15 protein-coding genes are annotated in these 24,141 nt (G+C 34.6%); 9 read left to right on the top strand and 6 right to left on the bottom strand.

Translation table 11 applies throughout. From position 1 onward, the window contains the following. Nucleotides 1-19 precede the first annotated feature (19 nt). The 5 genes from ACMAYL_RS15575 to ACMAYL_RS15555 all read right to left on the bottom strand — a co-directional run bounded on the left by ACMAYL_RS15575 (nucleotide 20) and on the right by ACMAYL_RS15555 (nucleotide 8,550). Nucleotides 20-2,686, bottom strand: a complete 2,667-nt coding sequence (locus tag ACMAYL_RS15575) for a valine--tRNA ligase (RefSeq protein WP_412470407.1) — start codon at nucleotides 2,684-2,686, stop codon at nucleotides 20-22. A 121-nt stretch (nucleotides 2,687-2,807) separates the two neighbouring features. Further along, a complete protein-coding gene (locus ACMAYL_RS15570) occupies nucleotides 2,808-3,563 on the bottom strand; it encodes a hypothetical protein (protein ID WP_412463461.1) in 756 nt (251 codons plus the stop codon). Further along, a complete protein-coding gene (locus ACMAYL_RS15565; RefSeq protein WP_103217601.1) occupies nucleotides 3,560-4,612 on the bottom strand; it encodes a hypothetical protein in 1,053 nt (350 codons plus the stop codon). Before ACMAYL_RS15565 ends, ACMAYL_RS15570 begins: the two co-directional genes overlap by 4 nt. Then, complete coding sequence (locus ACMAYL_RS15560; protein WP_412471320.1) at nucleotides 4,599-6,560, bottom strand: hypothetical protein; 1,962 nt, start codon at nucleotides 6,558-6,560, stop codon at nucleotides 4,599-4,601. The genes ACMAYL_RS15565 and ACMAYL_RS15560 overlap by 14 nt, the downstream gene beginning before the upstream one ends. Then, nucleotides 6,520-8,550 (bottom strand): heterodisulfide reductase-related iron-sulfur binding cluster, encoded by a 2,031-nt coding sequence (locus tag ACMAYL_RS15555; protein WP_412471319.1) that lies wholly within the window; start codon nucleotides 8,548-8,550, stop codon nucleotides 6,520-6,522. The genes ACMAYL_RS15560 and ACMAYL_RS15555 overlap by 41 nt, the downstream gene beginning before the upstream one ends. Nucleotides 8,551-8,811: 261 nt before the next feature. On the opposite strand from ACMAYL_RS15555, the gene ACMAYL_RS15550 reads away from it, so the two are divergent. Beyond that, complete coding sequence (locus tag ACMAYL_RS15550; RefSeq protein WP_146037826.1) at nucleotides 8,812-9,648, top strand: hypothetical protein; 837 nt, start codon at nucleotides 8,812-8,814, stop codon at nucleotides 9,646-9,648. Here ACMAYL_RS15550 and ACMAYL_RS15545 read toward each other — a convergent pair. Next, nucleotides 9,645-10,493 (bottom strand): Hsp33 family molecular chaperone HslO, encoded by an 849-nt coding sequence (locus ACMAYL_RS15545; protein WP_392993608.1) that lies wholly within the window; start codon nucleotides 10,491-10,493, stop codon nucleotides 9,645-9,647. The genes ACMAYL_RS15550 and ACMAYL_RS15545 overlap by 4 nt on opposite strands. A 73-nt stretch (nucleotides 10,494-10,566) precedes the next feature. On the opposite strand from ACMAYL_RS15545, the gene ACMAYL_RS15540 reads away from it, so the two are divergent. The 8 genes from ACMAYL_RS15540 to ACMAYL_RS15505 all read left to right on the top strand — a co-directional run bounded on the left by ACMAYL_RS15540 (nucleotide 10,567) and on the right by ACMAYL_RS15505 (nucleotide 24,134). Next, nucleotides 10,567-12,873, top strand: a complete 2,307-nt coding sequence (locus ACMAYL_RS15540; RefSeq protein ID WP_412471318.1) for a PD-(D/E)XK nuclease family protein — start codon at nucleotides 10,567-10,569, stop codon at nucleotides 12,871-12,873. Further along, nucleotides 12,873-16,070, top strand: a complete 3,198-nt coding sequence (locus tag ACMAYL_RS15535; RefSeq protein WP_412471317.1) for a UvrD-helicase domain-containing protein — start codon at nucleotides 12,873-12,875, stop codon at nucleotides 16,068-16,070. The genes ACMAYL_RS15540 and ACMAYL_RS15535 overlap by 1 nt, the downstream gene beginning before the upstream one ends. 77 nt (nucleotides 16,071-16,147) lie before the next feature. Continuing rightward, nucleotides 16,148-16,861: an outer membrane beta-barrel domain-containing protein gene (locus ACMAYL_RS15530; RefSeq protein WP_392993602.1), complete on the top strand. Its 714-nt coding sequence runs from the start codon at nucleotides 16,148-16,150 to the stop codon at nucleotides 16,859-16,861. An 11-nt stretch (nucleotides 16,862-16,872) separates the two neighbouring features. Beyond that, complete coding sequence (locus tag ACMAYL_RS15525; protein WP_103217609.1) at nucleotides 16,873-18,267, top strand: hypothetical protein; 1,395 nt, start codon at nucleotides 16,873-16,875, stop codon at nucleotides 18,265-18,267. Further along, the gene (locus tag ACMAYL_RS15520; RefSeq protein ID WP_412470403.1) at nucleotides 18,264-21,092 is read left to right on the top strand and encodes a tetratricopeptide repeat protein; all 2,829 of its coding nucleotides are present in this window, start codon (nucleotides 18,264-18,266) and stop codon (nucleotides 21,090-21,092) included. The genes ACMAYL_RS15525 and ACMAYL_RS15520 overlap by 4 nt, the downstream gene beginning before the upstream one ends. Then, the gene (locus ACMAYL_RS15515; RefSeq protein WP_412471316.1) at nucleotides 21,092-21,979 is read left to right on the top strand and encodes a hypothetical protein; all 888 of its coding nucleotides are present in this window, start codon (nucleotides 21,092-21,094) and stop codon (nucleotides 21,977-21,979) included. Before ACMAYL_RS15520 ends, ACMAYL_RS15515 begins: the two co-directional genes overlap by 1 nt. Continuing rightward, entirely contained in the window at nucleotides 21,979-22,239 is a 261-nt protein-coding gene (locus ACMAYL_RS15510; RefSeq protein WP_103217612.1) for a hypothetical protein, read from the top strand. Before ACMAYL_RS15515 ends, ACMAYL_RS15510 begins: the two co-directional genes overlap by 1 nt. An 8-nt stretch (nucleotides 22,240-22,247) precedes the next feature. After that, nucleotides 22,248-24,134 (top strand): AgmX/PglI C-terminal domain-containing protein, encoded by a 1,887-nt coding sequence (locus ACMAYL_RS15505; protein ID WP_103217613.1) that lies wholly within the window; start codon nucleotides 22,248-22,250, stop codon nucleotides 24,132-24,134. Nucleotides 24,135-24,141 lie beyond the last annotated feature (7 nt).

Raw genomic sequence — 24,141 nt, 5'->3', positions numbered from 1 at the left:
CTCGTCGAGGGCCTTCTTATTATGCTTTGAATTGTTCGATTTGTTCTTTAAGTGAATTTAGCTTCTCTTCAAACTCACTTGCTTTTTGTCTTACCTCAACAACAACTTCTTCTGGTGCATTGGCCATGAATTTTTCGTTATTAAGTTTCTTACCAATTTTTTCAAATTCTTTTTGAGTCTTATCAAAGTCTTTTTCAAGACGTTTGATTTGAGCATCAAGATCAATGACTCCATCAAGTTTTAAAAAGATATCAGTGTGAGTCGTTGCCTTCATAATGCACTTTTTAGGATTATCACTAGACTTAGCTGCTATTGTTACATCTTTTGCACGAGCAAGATCTTGCATCCCTGCCATATTGTCGGCAAAGTACGAAGATGCTTCTTCATCATCAGTTAAAAGTGCAACTTCAACTTCATCTTTAGGTTTGATATTGACTGATTGTCTTAGGAAGCGAATTCCTGAAACAACTTCAATAAACTTATTCATCTTAACTTGTTCACTAGGGTAGTTAAGAGCTGCATCGTATTCAGGATATTCAGCTGAGATTAGTAGATCTTCGCTATCTTCTTTTAAATAACCCCAAAGCTCTTCTGTAATGAAAGGAGTAATTGGGTGTAGAAGAGCAGTAATTTTTCTAAAACAGTATTTAAGAACAGTCGCTCTTTGAACTTTGGCAGCTTCGTCTTCACCGTTAAGTGTATTTTTTGAAAGTTCGATAAACCAAGAACAGAATTTGTCGTATACGAATGAGTACACTTCAGAACAAGCGTCATCGTAGCGGAAAGCATCGAGAGACTCATTAACAATTTTAGTCGTATCGTTAAGCTCTGATAGAATCCATTTTTCTTGATCATCAAGATTTGTAGGAAGATCTTTTTCAGCAAGCTCTAAGAATGGTGAGATGAAACGGAAAGCATTCCAAATCTTATTAATGAAGTTTCTGTAACCAGCGATTCTTTCAGGGTCTAGGTTGATAGCACGGTTATAACCTGAACCAGCAGCTAGAGTAAAACGGAATGCGTCTGCGCCATATTGCTCTACCATCTCTAGAGGATCAATACCGTTACCAAGAGACTTACTCATCTTACGACCGAGCTTATCTCTTACGATTGCGTGAATATAAACCTTATCGAATGGAACTTGGTTAGAGAATTTAGTTCCCATCATCATCATTCTAGCAACCCAGAAGAAGATAATATCGAAACCTGTAATTAGAACAGAAGTCGGGTAGAACTTATCAAATCCTCTCTGCTCCATTCTTTCCTTATTTGGCCAACCTAGTGTCGACATTGGCCATAGTCCCGATGAGAACCAAGTATCAAGAACGTCAGGGTCTTGAGTGTATTCTTTTGCACTACACTTTGGACATGATTCTGGCTCTAGAGCTTCATCGGCCCATTGGTGCTCACAAGTTGTACAAGTAAATACTGGAATTCTGTGTCCCCATAGAAGTTGACGAGATACACACCAGTTCTTTGGTTCACGTAACCACGAGAAGTAAGTATTCTCCCATCCCTTCGGATAGAAACGAGTTGTATCATCTTCTACTTTTGCAACGGCTTCTGCCGCCATATCTGTAACGTTTACGAACCATTGTTTAGAGATCATTGGCTCAATAACAACACCAGATCTTTCACCGTGACCAACTTGGTGCACATGTTTTTCTTCTTTTACAAATAGTTCTAGTTCTTTTAATTTTTCAATAACACCCTTACGAGCTTTCTTACAAGGAAGTCCTTGCCACTCAAGACCGTGCTCATTAAGAGTACCGTCTAGGTTTAGGATATTAATGATTTCAAGATTGTGTCTCTTTCCAATTTCAAAGTCATTGAAGTCGTGCCCTGGAGTAACTTTAAGACAACCTGTTCCTTTTTCAATATCAACGTGCTCGTCACCAACGATTGGTACTTCACGGTTACATAGTGGAACGATTGCTTTCTTACCTATAAGGTGAGCAAATCTTTCATCATTTGGATTAACAGCAACGGCCGTATCTCCAAGTAGTGTTTCAGGTCTTGTTGTTGCAACTTCTAATTTAATATCACTATCTTTAACAGAGTAGAGGATGTGATAGAAGGCACCGTTAACTTCTTTGTGATCAACTTCTGCATCAGAAATAGCTGATTGAAGTTTTGGGTCCCAGTTAACAATATAGTCTGATTGATAAATTAGACCTTCATTATAAAGAGTTACGAAAGCGCGTCTTACGGCTTCGTTCGCTTCTGGGTCCATTGTAAACATTGAGTAATCCCAGTCACAACTTGCACCCATAACTCTTTGTTGGTTAGCGATAACGCCACCGTATTGCTCTTTCCACTCCCAGATCTTCTTTAAGAAGTCTTCGCGAGAGTAGTCGTGCTTAGTTTTCTTTTCTTCATTCCAAATTAGCTCCTCAACTTTTGATTGAGTTGCAATACCGGCGTGATCCATACCTGGAAGGAAAAGAGTCTCATAACCTTTCATTCTTTTAAAACGAATTAGGGCGTCTTGAGTTGTGATATCAAGAGCGTGACCTGCGTGAAGAATTCCTGTGACGTTTGGAGGTGGCATGATGACGCAAAAAGACTCACCAGTCTTTCCTGCTTTAGGAGCAAAGTATTTCTCATTTTCCCATTTTTGGTACCACTTCTTCTCTACATCATTTGAGCTATATGTCTTAGGTAGCTCATCGAAATTTCTTGTCACAATTTCTTCCTTTTTTCGATTTAACTAATTGAAATTATATATCATAGGATACACGTTATTTCTTTTAAAAATAGATGGGTAAATAGTTGAAATCCCCAAAAAGTACACGTCAATTTTAAGCTTATTCCCAGTTTTCGACAGGCTCAGGAAGCTCTTGCGGGGCCTTGTAATCTGGGTCTTTGTCGGGCGCGTTATTGAAGAGAAGTTGATCAACTTGTCTTCTGGCCTTAATGAGATCAATGTCATTTATTGAAATATAAGAGATATCATTTTCTTTCTTATGTGAAGAGGCAGTTATGCTTAAGTTACGATTTAGTGAGTTTAAGATTTCTAGGTTTGTGTCTAGTAAAGTTGCGTTACGAAGTGAGCTAGGTTTTCTTAAAGTATCTATCCAGTATTGAAGATAACTAATACGATTCATAAACTCTTTTAGTTCAGGAGAGATCTTTACATCACGATTTTTTATATAGTTGTTGTATTCTCTTAAATTTCTATTTGTTAATAACTCACCAATATCTTTTAAAATTTTATTTGAAATATATTTTGAAAATGGAAGTGTTGTTTCTATCGACTTTATATTTTGATCGATTTCGTTATAAAGTTTTTGAGAAATATTGATATGCTCATACTTCTTGCTAAGTCTCGTATTCAATATTGAATTTAAAATGATTAATTCGATAAAATCATTATCAATAGGTGAAGTAAGATTTTTACTAAATTCGACAATATATTCTTGATTGATTTTGCTATTGATATAAAGCTCTACTACTAAGTCTTTAAGTACAGGGCTTAGACTAGGTGAAAACTTAAGTTCTTGCTCAGTAGGAGCAGTGGCAAAAATAGTAAATGTAAACAAAAGGGTGATTAGGTATTTCATAGTTTCGACTTTATCTCTTTATCAATACTAAATTTACCTTCCTTATTTCTTAGAAGATAAATTTTGTCTTTGTATGGGACGAGGATCGATTTATTATGTAGAACGATATTTGAAACATAATTCAAGTCTGTTCTTTGTCTTAATTTTTTATCTTCTAAATTGTAAGAAACGATTTCTCTTTGGTTGAAGAGATTCGAATTTTCGCTTTTTAAAGTCAGGATAAAGAATAACTCATTTTGCTGAATATTGAGATTGTATCCTGGTCCACTTTGAAGATTGATAAGGGGAGAGCGTTTTGTAAAATCAACTCGACCTTTTTCAATCTCAACGAGATCAATATATGGATTTTCGCCAAGAGATGATTCTAGAATGAAGACTTTCGAATCAGAGCTTTCTAAGCTTATAATTTTATCTGTTTTATCATATTGATGAAGGAGGTATTTCTTTTTAGAGCGATTATTGTAAATATTTATATTACTCTTAAGTTCTCGGTCCTTATCTGTGTAATAAATAAGACTATCATCAAAAATTTCTACTTCACTTAGGTGTAGAATATCCTTTGTCACTAGGGGGATCGAAAAACGATCAAGATTATTCTTTAGATTTACAATTTCTATAAAGAGACTTCCTTCATCCTCTCTAGTGTACGAAATATAATTACTCTTAGAGTGAAATTTAGGAAAGCTCCCTTTTCCAACAAAGTCGAGCTGATTCTTTTTAATATTATAAAAATAAATTTCGGCTTCTGTAATATAAGAGAAATCTTTAAAGTGGTTTTCTTTAACACTTATAATATAAAGTTCTTCGTTTGCTTTGATAACATCAAACTCGCTATCAGTTTTTTTCTCCAAAACGGTATTTGCGCGATTCTTTGCGGAGTATGCGATAGCATTCTTTCCCTTTAGATAGAATGTAATACCGTTCAAGTCATCATACTTTAAGTTATGAACATTTTGTCTTGTTGTTAGCTCTAGTAGAGCTGTTTTAGAAAGAACACTCGTTGCTAATAAAGAAGAAATTATAAGCTTATTTATTTTAGTAAAGGCCATATAACTCCCAATTCTTTAAAGGACTTAAAGTAGAGTAGCGTGATAGTGCGGTAAAAGCATTTGCCCATAAAACAGATCGTGGTGAGCTAATGTCATCGAGCGCACTTCTAAAGCTTAGGTAGGTATTGTTATTAATTTCTTTATAACCATCAATAATAAATGGCATAGGTGTACAAATACCAATTTTTCTAAGTTGGTAATGAGAAGGATAGATATCTTCAGCACACCCTTGGCCGTGGATAATTCCATTCTTCTTATTATCTAAAAAGAATTTTAATGACGTTAGTGAATTAATCTCTTGTTCTTTAATATTTAGAACAGAGAGAATTCGTGAATGAATGTCAGCATCAGAAGAGTTGTACTTCGTTTTAAAGTAATCGAATGAGAGTGATCCTTCACTCCATATCTCTAGTGCTTTACGGTTATCAATCATTACATTGTACTTACAACTCTGAGAACGGCATGCTAATTCTTGAGGAACAACCCAGCAACCAGCTTTATATTTTAAGCGAAGAGGATTAAATTGTTTTTTCGACACTTGCTCGCACTTTATTCTACTTGTGACAATTTTCGTTTGAAAAAGAGCATTGGCAACAACCATGTTTAAAGCATTGTAATTCTCTTTTGAATTACCTGGAATGAAAGGTAAGCATTTCTTCCCATCGTTAGAATTGTAACAAATACTAAGTGGCCACTTTTCTTCTTCTCCTGACTCTAGATAAAGTCCATAGATCTTTTCATAAGATGGGAAAACACAGTCTTTACTCTTTAGGTCGTTGGTCGCGAAATGTTTGATAACTCGCGCACCATTGATGATGGCGTAGTTTCCAATATTCCTTGGGCAATCATTGTAATTATTTTTTAGACGCGAAATTTTTAAAGTTTCAGAAATTTCGTTACAACTAGGCATAGGATAGAGAACTGTGCCTGTCGCTGGACCTTGAGTCATGCATCGGCTAGGTTCATTTCTTAAGAGCGAGATACACTTCAAATAATCTAGTTCTTCCATTTTATCTTCAGGTGTTGTTTTACCCAAAATATTTCGACATCGAACTTCAATATGATCTGGCGATTTTTGTTTATTAATAATTAAAGACCAAAAGTCTTGCTTGGAATAATTTTTACAAAATAGTTCTTCACGACTTAGATTACTGCAAAAGTTTTTGAAGTATAAAATATCACGATCATTAATTTCATCAGTATATGTCTTAGATTGACGCCTTAGAGAATTGATATAACTTCTCTCAGAAATACTCAATGAATTATCTCTCAATCTTTCACCAAGTTTACCTGCTAGCTCTATGGTGTAAGGAGCACTACAGATATGATCAATATTAATATTACTCTTCAGGTCTTTGTATTGATCGAGGCATTGCGTTTGATTACGAGGAAATTTTGGAGTCAACTTTGTGAATGTATCTTTTAAGAGACCTTTTTCAAAGAGGCGAGACTGCTTGAAGGATAGGCGACAATTACTCTTGTAGTAATGAGCAAGAAAGGCATCAATAGGAACTAGGGCCGTTGATGTCGAACTATCTGATGTTACACTCGCTTCAACATTAAGAAGTGGTTGGTTGTTAATTCTAATAAGACGATTTTTTAGGAGTGTATATATTGAACACTTATTAACATGAAATAATTCTTTATAGTCTTGTTCACTATAGAGAAGGATTGCATTTAACTGTCTCTTAGATAACTCGATTTTTTCTTCATCTTTGAAATTTTGTCTAAACGAAACTTTATCGCTTGGCGGATTTAGAATCTTCTCGTTAATTTCACTCTGAAAAGTTTTTAACTTTTCTTCAAATGTTTCTAATAAACTAGTTTGATTTTCTTGAGTGTTTTGGGCGAGTATTTGATTTTGAAAAAAGCTAGGCCCAGCTAGAACTGAGCCTAGTATAATTGATTTAATCGATAGTTTTTGCAAGGATTGAAGCAACGTCTTCAATCTCAAGGTTTTCAGTACCTGTTTTTTCGCTAATTCCACCCTTAAAGTTTATCATACAGAAAGAGCAGGCCGTAGCTAATTTATCAACTTTCTTTTCACCTACATGCTCAAGGCGTCCAGCAGCTAAATCAGTACCAGCTTCAACTTCGTACCACATATTACCACCACCCATTCCGCAGCATAGGGCAGTATCTTCTTTCTTATCCATTTCTTTGATCTCAACACCTGCTGCCTTTAGGATTTCTCTTGGAGCATTGTATTCACCGTGGTGGCGACCAAGGTAACATGGATCATGGAAAGTAAGATTTTCTTCAACTTTCTTTTCTGGTTTTAGTTTCCCAGAACGTAGTAGGTCAGCAAGAAGTTCAGTGTGGTGAACTGTAGTAAAGTCACCATCATCAAATTTAGCGTATTCCTTACCAATCGTATGTAGACAGTGTGGACAGTGAGTTACAACTTTATCAAAGTCGTATTGTCTCATATTTGCAATATTTTCAATCGCAATTTCAAAGAATGAGTACTCATCACCAAAGCGTCTGATTGGGTCACCATTACATTTTTCAGTTTTCCCCATAACAGCAAATGAAACACCTGCTTTCTTTAGAAGCTTAACTGTATCTTGAACAACCTTTTGGTTAGAAGCATCGTATGAACCAGCACAACCAACATAGTAAAGGTAATCAACTTTTTTACCAGCTTCGATTACTGGAACATCAAGACCGTCTGCCCATTTGAAACGATCATCTTGAGAGATTCCCCAAGGGTTTCCGTTGATTTGTACTTTTTGAACTGCCGTTGCAGCGTCAGCTGGAATCTCTCCAAGTGTAAGAGTTTTGTATCTCTTTGCACCCATGATGATATCCACGTGCTCAATATTTGCTGGACACTCTTCCATACAAGCACCACAAGTAGTACATGAGTCTAGTTCAATTGATGAGTATATTGAGTTTTCCCAGAAGTCAGCGTCAGTTTCACCTTTTGCTGCCGTTTCAAAAGCAAGATCACGTGCTTTTGTAATAATCTTTTTAGGATCCAGAGGTCTTTCTGCAAGGTTAGCAGGACATACTTGCGTACAACGTCCACACTCAACACAAGCTAGAAGGTCTAGTTTATTTTTAAGACTAAGTTCTGAAATTTTCCCAAGTCCGAAAGTCTCAGCAGTTTCATCTTCAAAGTTCATTGGCTCAAGTACGGCACCACGTCTTGGCGGAGTAACTAGGGCAGCAAATGGAAGTACAAAGATGTGAGAGAATTTAGTTGTTCCACATGCAGCTACAAATAGCATTGTATTTGCCATGTGAACCATCCACATTGCACGATATGAATATGCCCAAACCTGTTCTGAAAGAGGAATCTTAGTAAAGATTGAAGCTAGCGCCCAACCAACTGGTGACCACGTTGCTTCTCCAACAGGCATACCTGTACCCATGATTCTTACACCTTCAATTAGGTATCCAAGAACAACAAGGCAGATAAGCATAGTGTACATAAATAATTCTTGCTTTGGTCTCGTTGCTTGAAGGTAAGAAGGTCTATCAATATATCTTCTTTTGTAAGCAAGGCCAATACCTGCAAGAACCATTAATCCGGCCATGTCGGCCAGGAAAGAGATTACGATATAAACAGGTCCTTTGTAGATTTTAAAAGGAGTGTCAGCGTGAATTGCAACAAGGTCTGTAGCAATCCATAGAATAACAAATCCCCAAAAGATTAGACCGTGGAAAAGAGCTACGTTTCTAAAACGTGGTACTTTACCAGTAAGAAGCATTGTTTTGAAGAATGATCCCCAGTTTAACTTCTCTGGTAAAAGGTCCTTTAGGCCCTTGATAGCATCAATACCTTTTTTTCCAGTGATAAATTGAATTTTTTGATACAGACCTTTGAACATAACAAAGACTGCTGCAAAAAATAGAATGTACATGACAACCTTAAACGAGAATGGAATATTCCAAAAAATTTCTCGCGTGGCGGCATCAAGAGTTTGATTCATTTCTTCCCTCGCTTACTTTTTAAACGTGAATATTAATTTTAATAATTTCAATCCTATATATATGATAATATATCATAAGAATCCCTATTTAATGAGTCGGAAATTATGATGTACGATAAAAAAAACTTAATATTTTTATTACTTCTCGGAATATTTTTTTCATGTTCAAGAGTTAATACTATTAACTTAAAAAAACATTCGTTTAATAACTATCCTCAAAACCTAATTTTTATTCAGATACCTGGCCTAAGTGAAGAGCATATGGGCTATTTGCACTTTAAGAACTTAAATTATACAGCAAAGACTGAGCTCGAAAATTATGCGTGTTTCGGTAAAATGTGGTCGTATAATATGATGACGATTACTCCAAGTGTTGAGGATCAATTACTAGCGCAGATTAACGGTTACGGTTTGGCTAACCAAACATGTGAAAAATATCAAAGAAAGTCTCTTTGGGATGTATTTGTAAACTCGGGCTATAGTAACTCTGTTATCTATCGCGGTGAATCTCCTAACTTAGCTGCTATTAATAAGTGTAATGCTAATTTTTACCAAAATACTCGATTATTTATCTCAGGTGGAAAGGCCGTAAAAGAAAGCAAGGCATTTCACTTTCAAAAGTCGAGTGATTATAAAGTTGGTGAAATTTATAGTGATCAATCATGTCGTGGACAAAAGTGTTTTTCGAATACGATGAATCTATTTGAGCATGTCTTTGATTCAATGAATGATTCTAATCGTAGGTTTGTTAATATCGTAGACTACGACCTTTATAAAATTTTGAAAAAGCAGGATGCAAAAGAATTTGCAAAGTATATGTCTTACCTTAATAATTTTCTGACCCAAGTAAGAAAGAAAGTAAGCTCGACAAACGATTACTTAATCGTTGTAAGTTCTGTTTCACCTAAGGCCATCGATTGGCGTAAAGTTAATAGTAAGTGGAAATCAATTTCAATAGCTTCTAATAAAGATTCTCAACTGATGGCCCCAGTTTGGGCAGATGGTGCACTTGCGGAAAATTTTTGTGGAATTTACTTAGAGTCTGATTTGAACAGCCGCTTCTTCTGGAGATCAGAAGAAACGACTCTGCCATTTTAGTGAAGGCTAAGAATACTTGAAACTTCTTCTTTTGTGATTAGATAGGCTGTTTTGCAGTAATCACATTTTGTTTCAATTGAAGCATCGTTGTGGAATACATCTGCAAATCCACTTGAGCGAACGACGCCTGCTACACCTGTAACCATGCGGTCGCGAGAGCAGTTACATTTGAATTTAATTTCTGTCGACTTTAAGAAATCAAAATCAAGTCCTTCAAATGCTTTTTGAATTTCGCTTTCTTCATTTAGAGCTTGTTTGAAAATATTATGAAAGCTTGTTTCATTTTGTTTGATATAGTCTTTCAGGCTCAACGACTCGACAATCTCTTCTTTATCTACATTGACTTCAGGAAGCTTCGTTACAAGCATTACCTGGTCACTATCATCGCTAATGATAATTTTTGATTTCATTTGATATGATTTATCAAAAAAGTCATTCATAATTTCTTTAATTGAGCGGTTCTCAACATTGATAATACTCGAATAAGGAGTCTTGCTATATGGAAATTGCTTTACCGTTCTAAGCTTTCCTGTAATTTTTTCTGGTATTGTTGGGAGCTCTTCTGGGAAGATTAGTGTTCTAAAAAAACCAGACTGATTCATTTCTAACTTGTAGCGAAAGTAAGGAGAGTCTGAATCAATAAAGATTCCCATATTTTCTTGAGGCTTTAGAAAATTAATTAGAGGTAGTATTGAAAGTGTGCAATCTCTAAAAAATCCAAAACCTTGATTATTGACACTGTGAATAAGTGCAAGATCATGAATAACTTTTTGACCTTCTAAAAAAGAAATTGCGAAGGTTTTCTCTTTATTAATGAAGTTGAATAGACGGCTTTCTTTAATCACAGTAAAATTCTCCTTGTAGGCGCTTTATATATCGTTTTTTGCATAAAGTGTCATTTAAAAAGGGTAATGTTGCGTGTTAAATCTTTATTTATATAAAAATCATTTTGATGAGTTATTTGAAGAAAATGAAAATATAAAAAGCTGGCAGATAGTCTGTCCGTCTCCCCAGCGTTCAGATTTATATCGTGATTATATTATTCGCAAAGGCCATGCTAGAAATACTGAGACAATTACAGTTGCAAAGTTCCTATCTGATCACCTGAATTTAGATGATGAGCAAAAAAAGCTATCTAAGTCTGAACTTATGGTAGACCTTTGGACTTTTTGGAAGTCTTCGGTAAATGATGATTATGAAAAGTTTCATTTTTGTTTTGAGCTCTTTACTGAAGTACGTTCATTTGATCTAAGTGGTTCATTAATTGAAGAATTAAGTCAGCTGGCCACTCTTGAAAAAGACTGTATCGCTGGACTGATGAGATTTCACACTTATTTAGAAACATATAATATTGTTGATGAACAAAAGTCTTACCAATTAGTTAGTGAAAGTTTTAGACCACAAGAAGACGTTGGTTATATTTTTATTGGCTTTGATCACTTAAATGCAAATCAAATTGATATGCTTAAAGGGATGGGAGAGAAGGCCAGTGTTTATATTCCTTTTGAAAAATCTATTTTCAACCAATGTGATAATAAAATCTTTTGGCCTAACTGGGTAGAGTTAGAGCAGATAAAAGAAGCACATGAGATCGAAAGCATATCTTGTGATTATATTTCTATTCCTTCTGGAAGAAGTGCTGAGTATTTAAGTGATCTAATTTCTGGTGAAAAACAAATTTTAAGTTTTTCGAATGGACTTGACCTGACTCAAGTAAACTCGATTCTACTCGCACAAAAAAGGTTTAAGACAGACTTTGCACTATTCTTTACAAGTGTTGATCAGTTAATTTCTAAAGTACAAGAACAGTTAAACTTGAATAAAGGTCATTTAAGTGCAGATGAATTAGTTTTGTTCTTAGATAAGCTTGCTCTTACTAATATGAACGAGAAGAGCTTTATGCTTTTAAAAACTATTTTAGCATTTAAGAAAGAAGTCTTAAGCTTTAGTGAGAAAGCTACGGTAAATGAAAATATTTATAATTCTGATTTAAAGCTATTGAAGGAAGTCCTAGGTCTTAACCTCCCAAGAACATCAGTTGTTAACATTTCGATGAAAGATACTGGTGTGATTGGAACAAGAGATAACTTATTCACTAGTGAACGTGCAGATAATCAATATCTATATATTTCGAAGGACGATTTGGGAGCACTAAGCTCTTCTCAAAGGTTCTCAAATGATGTTCTCGTTATTTTTAGTGCATTTGGTCCATTACAAAGTAAAAACTTAGATATTATTATTTTAAGAAACCAACTTCGACGCTTTTTTCAGGGAGGCGGAAACCTAATTTTAGAAGAAGGGCTAACGCATGGGAGTTCAATTGCTGAAAATCTTTTTGAAGGTGTTGAATTAAATCCAACCCATGCCCAAGCAAGTGAACGTAAAAGCTTCGGAACTATTTATAGTCAAAAAGCAGCTATACCTGAAAAATTATCACCATCATTTATTCAAACATATATTGATTGTCCGAAGAAGTGGCATTTAAAATACGCTCAAGGTGTCGACCTCGATGTTTCTTCTTCTGCCTTTATTGATCGACGTTATATTGGGACAATTAATCACAGTGTGATTGAATCTTATCTTGAGCTTCATAATCAGTATGATCGCGGAATTCTAAAAGAGCTTATTGCAAATACCTTTAAGCGATTTATCGATGAGAAGTCTCTACTACCTGAAAAGATCGATATTGAAAGCCTGAAACTTTCAGTAGAATCCTACTGTAGTGGCATTATTTATAAACTTCTTGAAATTAAGAATGAATCAAGTGTTGAATTCTTTTTCGAAAGAGATATTTCAAAAGTTAATGAAAAATATAAAGGGTCTATCGACTTAATTATCAAAGATGGTGATGATTATTATATTTACGATTTTAAAACATCTGGCGGGGCCGTTCCTACTAAAACTGATATAAATGATTTTCGAAAAATTCAACTTCTTGCTTATTATGAAGCATGGGGTGTCGAGCATAATCTAAAAGGTGGTGGCTATCTTTGCCTTGAAAACTTGAAAGATTCAATCTTTGTTGGTGAAGAAAAGTTTTTTAATGAATTTCACTCTAGAACAAATAAAATAGAAAGTTATAAAAAAGAAGAGTTTAATGAGTTTATGAATGAAACGATGGTTTCAATGAGAAGTGCACAGTCGTGGCCGGCAGCACCACTAAACTCAGGAATATGTACCTTCTGTGTTGCAAATCCAATTTGTGCAAAGGGTGGGGATAAGTAATGGCCATTCAACTTAATTCAGAACAAGAAAAAGCAGTAATGCATAATGGTGGAGTCCTACTAAATGCTGGAGCTGGTTCAGGTAAGACTAGAGTTATCATTGAGCACTTAGCTTACTTAATCGAAAAAAAGTACGATGCTCTTTTTGAGTCTGCACATCCTGATATTCTAGGGCAATTAAAGTCATATCTTTCTAAAATTGTAGTAATGACATTTACGAAGGAAGCTGCTGGAGAGTTACAATCTCGTATGTTTGATCGCTTTTCAAAAGTCGAAGATGTTACAAAGAAGAAAATTATTGATGAGGCCCTTGAATCACTTGGTATTTCTACGATTCACAGTTTTTGCCTTAAGTTGATTAAACGAGGTTATATTTTTGGTGCTCCAGCGAACCTCGATATTGTTGATCGTTTCAAAATTAATGTGAAAATTGAAGAGTTAACAAAGCAATGGTTCTCTCGAAATCTGAATAATCAGAAAATAGAAATATTTTTAAAGAATATTGACGCTCTAATTAGCTCGATGCAATTTGTGTTTGCAAGTCCTGAGCTTAGGTTTGAGTGGTCAAGTATTGATGTTAATGACGTCTCTTTTGATGAAGGCGAATACTTCGATAATATATTGAGCTTACTTGGCTGTAATGAAGTCTTTAATAATCATTACTCTAGTAATACTTACTCCGATGAACATAGTAAAAAAGCATGGTGGAAGCACTTAAGCGCATCAGAGTCTTTTTTCTTATCAAAGAATTATAGTTGGAATAATATAAAACGTTTTTGTGAGATTTATAAATCAAATAAACCGCGAAAGGCTAAAGGAATCCCTTTGGAAGTTGGAGAGCTAATTGATCAATGTAACTCTCTACTAAAGTTTTATGATAAAGAATCTGAAAACTATGATGCCTTTTTTGAGAATGAAGGGATATATCTAGAATGGTTAACTTTATACAAAGAACTGTTTAATTATATAGAAGAGTATTACTACAATTATCCAGGAATCGACTTCTCTGATATTGAATACCTAACTCTAAAGTCGTTAGAAGAAAGTGAAGAATCACGTAGGCTTTGTCAGGAGAATTTCGATTATATTATTGTCGATGAATATCAAGATACTTCTCCTGGGCAGTATCAAATTATTAAGCATGTTATCGGTGAGAATTTCAATCGATTAATGTGCGTAGGTGATCGCAAGCAAGCTATCTATGGATTTAGAGGTGGAGAAATTGCGGTATTTAATCAAACTGAAAAGGTAATTCCTCAAAACCTTTACATGTCCAATAATTATCGCTCAGAGGAAGCTGTTGTAAATTTTAACAACCAATTCTTTGAAACAATATTTGGATTAGGCGAAAAATATCAAGGGCACGATCAGTATAGTGTAAAAGTTGATTACCAAAACTTTCCAGATGTTAAAGAATCCGGTCTTGGTATCGTTAAAGGTCATAAAGTTAATCTCGAAATCGAGTTAGAGAAAAAATCTTCAACAACTTATGACAATATCGAAGCAGGTGCTATTTGTGATCTAATTAAAAAGAAGCAAGATACAAATCCCGATGAAGAGATTTGTATTCTTTATCGAACACTTGCACCTTCAAAGCAATTAATTTCAAACTTGATGGCAAGTTCTATTCCATTTGTTGCCCAAGTAAAGATTCCTTACGGGGAAGATCCTCTCGTTATTATATTTAAGGCCTTTGTTAACTTCTTAATTGAGGGAGTTAAGGAAGGAGCTGACGAAAAGAGACTTCATGCAATTGCTCGATACTACAACTTTATAATTGAAGGAGTATGTAGCCATTACTATGACTCATATCAAAGTATTGATGTAACAAGTCTTATGAAAATGAAAGATACTTATATTAATAGTAATATTGAGTATGCCTTCTGGTCGTTTGTATTTGATTTAGGCTTATCAAGTTCTGCCTATAAGAATAATTCTGAAAAAATAAATGGAATTATTGGTGGTGCTAAAGGTGATATTGATCAAATTTATAAAATCCTAAAATCTTTAGAGAAGGACTCGTATAGTGCTAGCTTCTCTTATCTTTCACAACCAAAAGTTAGAATTATGACGACTCACGCTTCAAAGGGGCTTGAATTTGATACGATAATTCTTGGTGGTATTCATACTAACGGCCGTACAGTTGTGGATAAGTCTAAGTTTGGTGCGCTTCCAGGAGCTTTATCTTGGAGTGCAGATATAAATAGTAAAAAATTAAACTCATCTCCAAATCTAATTCTAGAGAAGCTAATAAAAAAACAAAAAGAATTCTCTGAGTCAAAGAGACTTTTCTATGTGGCCTGTACAAGGGCCGTGGAAAACATCGAATACTTTGATATAAGTATCAATGGCGAAGATGTAAAACATTCTGACAATAGCTGGATTGTGCCACTTCGAAATTATCAAATGAAGTCAGTAGAGATTGAAAGTTTTGATCTTAAATACGAATTGGAAGAAGCAATACGTCCACCTATATATTTTCTCGATCCATTAGGAGTTAAGAATATTGATAACTCTGTAGACATTGGTCTCATCTCTGAACTTTCAGTTACAAAACTATCTGAGTTGGCTTTATGTTCAAGAAAATTCTATTTAAACCAAGTCTTAAAACTTGAGGATGATTTAAAAGAATTCTCAAAAGAAAAAGAAATCGCATTGCCTCACGTTCAAGGTGTTTCTGATGTTGATCGTGGTAACCGTCTTCACTTTTTAGTTGAAAATCTTATTAAAGGTAGAGATTTAAAATTTAATAATACAGAAGAGGTTGAAATTGTCGGATGGGTAGGGGATACAATTAAAAAGTCTTCACATGACAAAATTTTAAGTGAGCATCAAATAAAATTCTCTTTTTTTGGTCAAATGATTACAGGGATTATAGATGGATTGCTTTATCAAAATGGTCAGGTAGTAGAAATTTGGGACTTCAAGTCAGGACTCATTGATGATGATAAGCTGCGCTCATATTTCTTTCAATTAAAAACCTATGCTTATGGTCTACTATTAGTTGGCGAACAAGTTACTGAAAAAATTAAGTTAAAGGTACTAGCTCTTGATCAAAAACGTGTCATTGAAGAAGAAATTTCAATGGCCGTGCTTGAAGCAAACCTATTTGAAACGTGGAGAACTCTTACTGATTTAGTCGGGAAAAGAATAACTCACTGTTCATCATGTACGTATGGAAATTTATGCCACCAATAAGCGACTTAAATTGTAGTTAACATCTTATGTTAAAATAATCTCTGTAAATCCAACTATTTGAAAGGCAGGACGCTAAAATGATTAGGATGATCTTTGTATTATTTTTAACTTTTATGACGATTAAGACTTTCGCCGCAGAAAGTGATCTCTACAATTTTTCATGGCTTGATAAAGATAAAGAAATTTATGTACTTCAAAACCGTAAGTTTAAAAAACAACAACGCTTTTATGTAAGTGGTGGCTTTGGTAAAACACTATCTGGTGCGTTTGTTGATTCAACTTCTATGCAGTTAAGAGGTGGTTATTTCTTTACTGAAGAACTTGGTGCTGAATTTATCTATGCTTCTAATTCAGGTGAAGAGAATGATACAGCAGCTTCTGTTAGAAACAGTAATGGTGGTGGAAGTGGTTCAATTCCATTTAGAAGAATTGTAAACGACTATATTGGTGTAATGGCAACATGGGCGCCTTTTTATTCGAAAATTAATACATTCAATTCAATTCTCTATGTTGACTGGATCTTTGGTCTAGGTTTAGCAAAACTTAATGAAACAAATAATGGCCCTGAAGTTAGAGCAGGTTCTCCAAACCCTGGTTTAACAATAGATGAGTCACACACTGGTCTTATGTGGGATGTTTCAACTAAATTTTATATTAATCAATCTTGGAGTATTAGAGCAGATATTAACGGAATTCTTTATCAAGCTGCACCAGCAAGAGAGTCTGGTTCTGAGAGTGATCAATTATATTCAAATATTGATCTAACTTTCTCTGTTCAGTTTGACTTATAAAGGAAGCTATTGTGTTTAAGAAAGCGCTTATAACATTTCTAATATTGAGTCAGGCATACGCACTTGAGTCAATTTGGACTGATTTAACAAAATCAAAAAATCGCATATCTCGCTATCCGAATATTATTAAAGAGCTTATAGATAAAGAGATGTACCATACGGCCGTTCCTTATGTGAAAGAGTATTTAGTTACGTATAAGGGAAGGACGAATAAGAATTTTGAATATCTATTTGAACAAGTTGTTTCAAAGGTAGGAGATAGACAATTTATTCTGTTGCCTGAAAATTATCTTCAAAATATTGATTCTCCAACTCTTAAATATTTACTCGCTAAAAAGCAGTTAAAGAGAAGAAAGTATAAAGAAGCTCTTCAAACCTTAAATGGAACTATTCCGGCATCACATCCTGTAAAGCCATTTGCACTTCACTTAGAAGGTGTTGCATTTACTATGCTTAGAAGTTTTAAGGCCGCAGTTGGATCATTTGAGAACTGTGTTGATCAGTCGACTAGTAGTAGTGACGAAGTTCGTGCAAGACAATTACAAATTAATCAGGACTACTGTCTTGCTGGTATTGCAAGAGTGAAGTATGAACAAAAGAAATTAGATGAGTCTGAACTTGCTTTTATTGATGTAGATAAAAGATCTTATATTTGGCCTGAGCTACTAATCGAAGAGGCTTGGAATAGTTACTACAAAGGTGACTATAATAGAACACTTGGGAAACTTGTGACATATAAGGCTCCAGTTCTAAATTATATAGTTAATCCAGAAGTTAATGTTCTAAAAGCACTTAGTTATTTTAAGCTATGTTTATATGATGATATGTCTAATATCATTGATGATCACTATAAAGAATTCGATAAATCAAAACAAGTAATCGATCAAATGCTTGCTAAGAAGCATTCTTTAGAATGGTATTTTAAATTCATTAATAGCTATGTTGATGGAAAAAAATACTATGATCCACTAACAAATAAGCTACTTGAGAATGTAAGAAAAGACCCAGCGTTTTTACAACTGTATCAAAGTTATAAAGATGGCCTTCGTGAAATTAAGACAATAAAAACAGTTAGAAATAGAAGATTAAGAAAGATTTTAGCTATTAACTTAAAAGACTCTTTATTTCTTCAACAAAAACTAATTGGATCTTATGTTAAGAAGGTTTTTAAGCTTAATTCTGCACAATTAGAAAAGTCATTTATTGGTTTAAGTTATTTAAGACTTGAAGCACTGAATGCAAGAAAAGCACGTTTATATAGTGGTATTACAGATACCGGAGCAAGAGGTGATATTAAGTACCTGAAAAGAAACTCGAAGCAATACTTTTGGTCATTCAATGGTGAGTTTTGGGCCGATGAGTTAGGTGACTATGTATTCGCTCTTCGATCGGAGTGTCAAAAATGATTAAGGTTTTATTATTTGCAACTCTTATAAGTTTTAACTCTTTTGGTATTAAGCTTAATACTAAAAGAGATCGTATTGTTTCAGTAATCGATATGGAGCTTAAAGAGCTTGTGCGTATGAAACGATACACAAAGAACGATACAATGCTTGATTTGCGTATGGCCGAGCTTAATTTAGAGAAAGGGCGAATCATTCGTGAACAAGAAAATGAAAATTTCTTTAACTTAGATATAAAAGACAAGAAGCGTATTGATCGAAAGAAGTTTTTTGCTGAATCTAGCGCATACTATGATAGAGCTCAAAAAATTGGATTGTCGATACTTAATAAGAAACCAAACGCTAAGGCACGCTCTCATATCTATTATATCCTTGCTTATAATGAATTAGAAAATGTTCAAATGGATAGAGCAAAGTCTCTTTTCGTAAAATCTGTAAAATCAGCGCCAAAAAATGATTTAATCGGAGTTAAGTCTCGTCTTGCACTAGGTGATATCTATTATCGAGAAGGTGACTTCAGTAAATCTAAGAGGTATTACGATACTGTAATTTTTAAGATTAAAGATGATAAGTGGTACACTAAGTATCTTTACAATCTTGCTTGGTCTAACTTTAGAGTTGGAAATAAGAATACTGCAATTAAGCAAATGAAGGAAGTTCATAGTCTGTCGAAAAGTCCTAAATATATCGACAAGAAGGATATGGCCGGACGTGATGTTGGTTACTTCTATGCTGATAAAGGCGATACTAAGAAGGCCCTACAATTCTACCAAAATGAAAAGGGAACACCTGAAAAGAATTTTTTCGATATGGGAATGTTTCTTCTTGATAAACAGAAGTATTCTCAAGCTGCGGGAATGTTCAGATCTGCATTTAATGGAAAGAGTGAAGAGTACAAAGCTAAGGCACTTGTTCAACTATTACAAATCTATGATAAGTACAACAATAATAAGAATTTTCTTGTTTATGCGCGAACAATTACTAAAACAAAGCTTAATCCAGAGCAAAAGAAAGAGGCGCTGTTTTATGTAACAAAACGTGCTGCACATCTTCAAAAAGAATTAGGATTGTCTCATAATAAGAAGCGTCCAAAAATTATGAAGTTTAAAGGACGTATTGCTGCTGAATTATACTTTATTTCACAAGAAGTTGATCCTAGCTTAGGAGAGAGAGCTCTGTTCTATGCTGGTGAGTCTTACTATGCAGCTTCTGAATATGATCAAGCACTCTTTATGTACGATAAGGTTATCTCTTCTGATAAAACTGATAATGTATACTTTAAGAGATCATTAGCAGGTATGATTGTCGTACTAAATGACAAAAGAACTTCAGCTGGAATTAGAAAAAAATATTTTGAGAAAGTATTCTCAACGTATATCAAGCATGAAGATTCAAAGCCTAAGAAGAATAAAGCTGTTGAGAAGCTATTCTCTTACTATGTCGATGAAGAGAAAGATGCTAAAAAAGCACAAAATCTGTTTTTTGTTTATGCTAAAGAGAATCCAAGAGCAATTTCAAAAAATGAGGCAATGATTGGACGTATTGTCGATCTTCATAAATCACAGAAGAATAAGTCTGAGTTAATGGGTTTTGTTGGCGAACTTAAGTCTACTGGAATACCGCTAAGAAGAGGGTTTATCACTCATTTGAATAAAATTATTCTTGTCGCTCAATTTTCGGATATTCAAAAGGCAAATCAAAAAGGTGATAAGGTTACGGCCTTGAAGGGTTACCTGTTCATCTATAAAGATAAAGAAAGTACGCCTGAAGCTAAAAGGAATGCAGCATACAATATTGCTGTTCTTTTCTATGAGTCAGGTAATATTGATTTAATGACTAAGTGGCTTGATCGTGCAATTGAAGAAATGCTAATTTCTGAAATTACGAAATTTTATGAATCGTTCAATAGTATTATTAGTGAGTTGTTCCTAAGACAAAGAGTCGATCATGGAATGGCCCTTACTCAAAAACTACTGTCAAAAACTTGTTCTTTAAATGATAAGAGTAAAGAAGGTTTATTAAAGAACTATATAGTAATGGGGCTTGCAACCAATAAAGATAGTGCTGCAGTGAGCTTTGTGGATTCACAATCTAAGTGTCGTTTTAAAAATACAACACTATTATCTTCTTACGAACAAATATTTGATTACTATATCGACACTAAACTGCTCGATAAGGCGGATGCCATTTATCGTCAACGTCTAAGTGCCTACACGACAAACCTTTACAAGAAGTCTGAGTACGTAGGGAAGCTGTCAAAGTTATCAAGAACGCAAAAGAACACTTCACGTTATGCAGGTGAGTTATCTTATATTTATAATAAAGTTAAAAAGAAGAAAGATCTTGCAATCGAAACTATTGATGAAGTTGCTCTTATGGAAGTTGATAAACTTGAGAATGACGTGAATAACTTCAATTCAATTGGACTAAGCTTTCCTGAAAATACATTTAATAATACGATGAAGCTCAAGTTTAATCGTCTAGATCGTATTCAGGGAAAAGTTGCTCGTATCGTAGCGATGGGCTCAGGAGAGGCAATGGTTAAGAGTTATTCACTTTTAATTAATTCGTTTGATCGCTTCTCTACAGATGTCGGTTCATTCTCTCCTGAGGGCAAGTCTCCAGAATATATAAAGTCGTTTAAGGCGAGTATGGCCAATGTTTCGGCCAATCTTGCAACTAAATCAAGACAGCTTAAAAGAGAGCTAGATAATTTAATCAATAAGAATGACGTCTTAACAGTTAACTTTGGAACACTATCTAGACAAGGCTTAGGGCTACCTTCGATGTCTGGAGCCGTTCTAATGGATAAGAGGGGGAATCGTTAATGAAGTACTTAGCTATTCTTTCAATGCTATTTATGGTGTCTTGTGCATCTTCTAAAAAAGGTTCAAACCAACAGTTAGAAGATGGTGAGCAAATTGAAAATCTTACGAATGCAGACTTTAAACCAAAGAGTCAGATTCGTTATAATGCAGAAGCTGATTATCATCTCATTAATGATCTGGTTGATGACGTTCTAGAAGATGAGTCACTTGATAAGGTTGATTTAAATAAACTTGAAGAAATCGATTCAAAGAAGACTGGGCTTGTTGGCCTGTGCTACATGGGGAATACGAAGGAAGGTCTATCTCAGCTGGATGCAATGTACGAAAAGTATAAAGCCAATCCTTCATATTGGAATCAGCAGGGGATTTGCTCATACAAGTCTGGAAATAAGAGGCTTGCAAAAGTTTACTTTAACAAGGCCGTAGCACTTGATGATAAATATATACCAGCGATCAATAATATCGGTGTTGTCTATATTGATGAAGATAAAGATGCAAAGGCAATTGCGGCATTTAAGCAAGTACTTATTCTGAAGAAGAATAATAAAACAGCAATGTTTAATCTTGCAAATATCTATATCAGATATGGCCTATACTCAAAATCAACTTCACTGTTGAAGCGACTTTATTCTGTTAATAAGAATGATCGTGATGTTATTAACTCATTAGTTTATTCATATCTTTTTGATGCTAAGCCAAAATATGCTTATACAATTCTTAAAGAAATGAATTCTGATTATATTGATATCCCAAGTCTAAAGATCGCTCTTTACTATTCTTTAAAACAACTAAAGAGTGATCACGCTGTGACAATACAAAGTGACTTAGACACTACCGATATGAATGCTAAAGACAAGGCCTTCTATCAGCAAGTTAGGAAGATGTAATGATGAAAGTTTTATTATCAACGATGTTACTTTTATTTACGACACAAACATTTGCACAAAAGTCTGTAAAAGAAAAAGTAGTTTATAAGTATAAGAAGTTTGAACAGTTTAATCTTGAAGAGATTAGCGTTGACGGTGAGCTTGGGGCACCGGGAGAGATTACGGTCTCAAATCGTTATCTGCGTCAGTTCAAAAATAAATTACCTTCAAAACCAAACTTTCATTTAGAAATGATGAAAGGTTTGGATCGTATACGCTAGGAGTAGAAGTGGATCAAGGAAGATCATTTTATTTAAAGGGTAAAAAAGATATTCGCCTACCTCAAAAGAATCGTATCATCTTAGGAGCAAGTGACTCTTGTGATGTTCGTATGAGAGGTGCCGGTATTGATGATATCCATTGTCTTATCGAATTTTCTGACAAAGTCTCGATCTATAGTATGTCTTCTTCTAAGCCGGTATTAGTTAATGGCCAGGAAGTTGTTACGATGGAACTAAAGGGTGGTGAATCAATTACAATTGGTAATTACTCATTTACTTTTGATTCGTCATCAAAACTTCCTCCTCAACAACTAATTCACCCACAGGAAGTTGTTAAGAACTTACCAAAGCAACCTAAGTTTAATGATGAGCGCATACGTAAGGATGAAGAGTATCAGGTAAATTACCCTTTAAGTATTGATGATAACGTAAAGTTTTCAGAATATATCTTTGAAGAGCCAGATGAAATTTATCCAATCTTTAAATATAGTATTGATAAGGAAGCGGCCGAAGTTATTATCTTATTTAATGGAAAGATTGTTTCTCTTGATTATATTCCACATAAAGATGGAAAGTTTTATTTAGTTGGTGCTAACGCTCGTGGAAATGATATAGAGTTTCCATATCTAGGTAAGAAAGACAAGGTCGAACTTTTAGATATTAGAAAGAATGATGTCGCAGTTGGGAAAATTCCTGGTTTTGAACATCGTACTTTTCTAAATAATAAAAACGCGAAGAGCTCATTACGTCGTGATGATATTCACATTTTCGAAAAAGATAACTTAAAGGTTTTTATTAGGGGTACTGAAGCTCCTCCAATTGTAAAAACGGCACCTATATTTAGACGTGATAAAGAACTAAGAAAATATCTCATCTTCTGTTTATTATTCTTTATTGTTTTTGCAGCAGGAATGATGAACTTTAAAGTCGATAAAGAAATTGAAAAAGAGAAAGTTCCAGAACGTATTGCCAAGATTCTTTACCGTCCAAAACAGCTTCGTGTAACAAAGAAGAAGAATGTTGTTAAGAATGAAGTAAAAAAAGAAGTTGAAAAGAAGGCGCCAATTAAGGAAGCGGTTTCAAACGTTGAAAAACCACAAAAAGTAACGAAGAGTAAAGGTGATCCTAAGCAAAAGTCGACATCAACTCCAAAGAAAGGAACTCCTCGAAAAGGAAAACCAAATAATAAGGCAGTTGTAAGAGAGACTAAGAAGAAAGCTTCTAAGCCAGCTCGTACAACGAATAAGCAAACAACTGTTAAAAAACTTGCTACAAATAGAAAGAGTCGTGGAAAAGTAGATGTATATAAGTCGACATCATTTACTTCTTCAATGAACTCCCTAATGGCCAAAGGTGGTGCGCTAAATTCATTTAAGGCCGGTACTGGTTCAAGTGAAAGTTTTGCAGATGATAATTCAGCACTATCAACTGGAGACTCTGCACAAATTCAAAAAGCTGATGTAAAGGCCGAAGTTGGATCTTTAAGTAGTAAGACGAGTGGTAAACTTTCATCTTCATTTGGTACAGATGGACTTGTTCAAAAGAAACAAGTTTATATAGCAGGTGTTCCTTACCGTGAAGTTATTTTAGGTTCAATGGATCGTAATGACATTATGAGAATTCTGATGGAGAACGTTCCTCAGTTTAGATACTGTTACCAAAAAGAGCTTGATGTTCAACAAAAAGGTATCTCAGGTGTACTTGGTATGGAGTTTGTCATCGGTGCATCTGGTAACGTAACAAAAGCAAGTGTCGCTAAAGCAGATAAAGGCGTTCCTATAAGTGTTAAAAATTGTGTTGTTAATCATTTGAAAACAATACAATTCCCACGCCCAAAAGGTGGGGCCGAAGTTGGTGTTCACGTACCACTTAATTTAAATTCAAGCGCTTACTAAATTCATC

The organism is Halobacteriovorax sp. RT-2-4, from assembly GCF_047085445.1.
GTDB lineage: Bacteria > Bdellovibrionota > Bacteriovoracia > Bacteriovoracales > Bacteriovoracaceae > Halobacteriovorax_A.
Note: the sequence above shows the minus strand (reverse complement) of the source record. Positions and strands in the feature narration are given on the sequence as shown.

Coding starts and splice junctions, on each gene's coding strand:
- ACMAYL_RS15565 (WP_103217601.1), bottom strand. CDS start 4,612: ATGGCCTTTACTAAAATAAATAAGCTTATAATTTCTTCTTTATTAGCA.
- ACMAYL_RS15550 (WP_146037826.1), top strand. CDS start 8,812: ATGGGCTATTTGCACTTTAAGAACTTAAATTATACAGCAAAGACTGAG.
- ACMAYL_RS15510 (WP_103217612.1), top strand. CDS start 21,979: ATGATGAAAGTTTTATTATCAACGATGTTACTTTTATTTACGACACAA.
- ACMAYL_RS15535 (WP_412471317.1), top strand. CDS start 12,873: ATGGCCATTCAACTTAATTCAGAACAAGAAAAAGCAGTAATGCATAAT.
- ACMAYL_RS15515 (WP_412471316.1), top strand. CDS start 21,092: ATGAAGTACTTAGCTATTCTTTCAATGCTATTTATGGTGTCTTGTGCA.
- ACMAYL_RS15570 (WP_412463461.1), bottom strand. CDS start 3,563: ATGAAATACCTAATCACCCTTTTGTTTACATTTACTATTTTTGCCACT.
- ACMAYL_RS15555 (WP_412471319.1), bottom strand. CDS start 8,550: ATGAATCAAACTCTTGATGCCGCCACGCGAGAAATTTTTTGGAATATT.
- ACMAYL_RS15530 (WP_392993602.1), top strand. CDS start 16,148: ATGATTAGGATGATCTTTGTATTATTTTTAACTTTTATGACGATTAAG.
- ACMAYL_RS15520 (WP_412470403.1), top strand. CDS start 18,264: ATGATTAAGGTTTTATTATTTGCAACTCTTATAAGTTTTAACTCTTTT.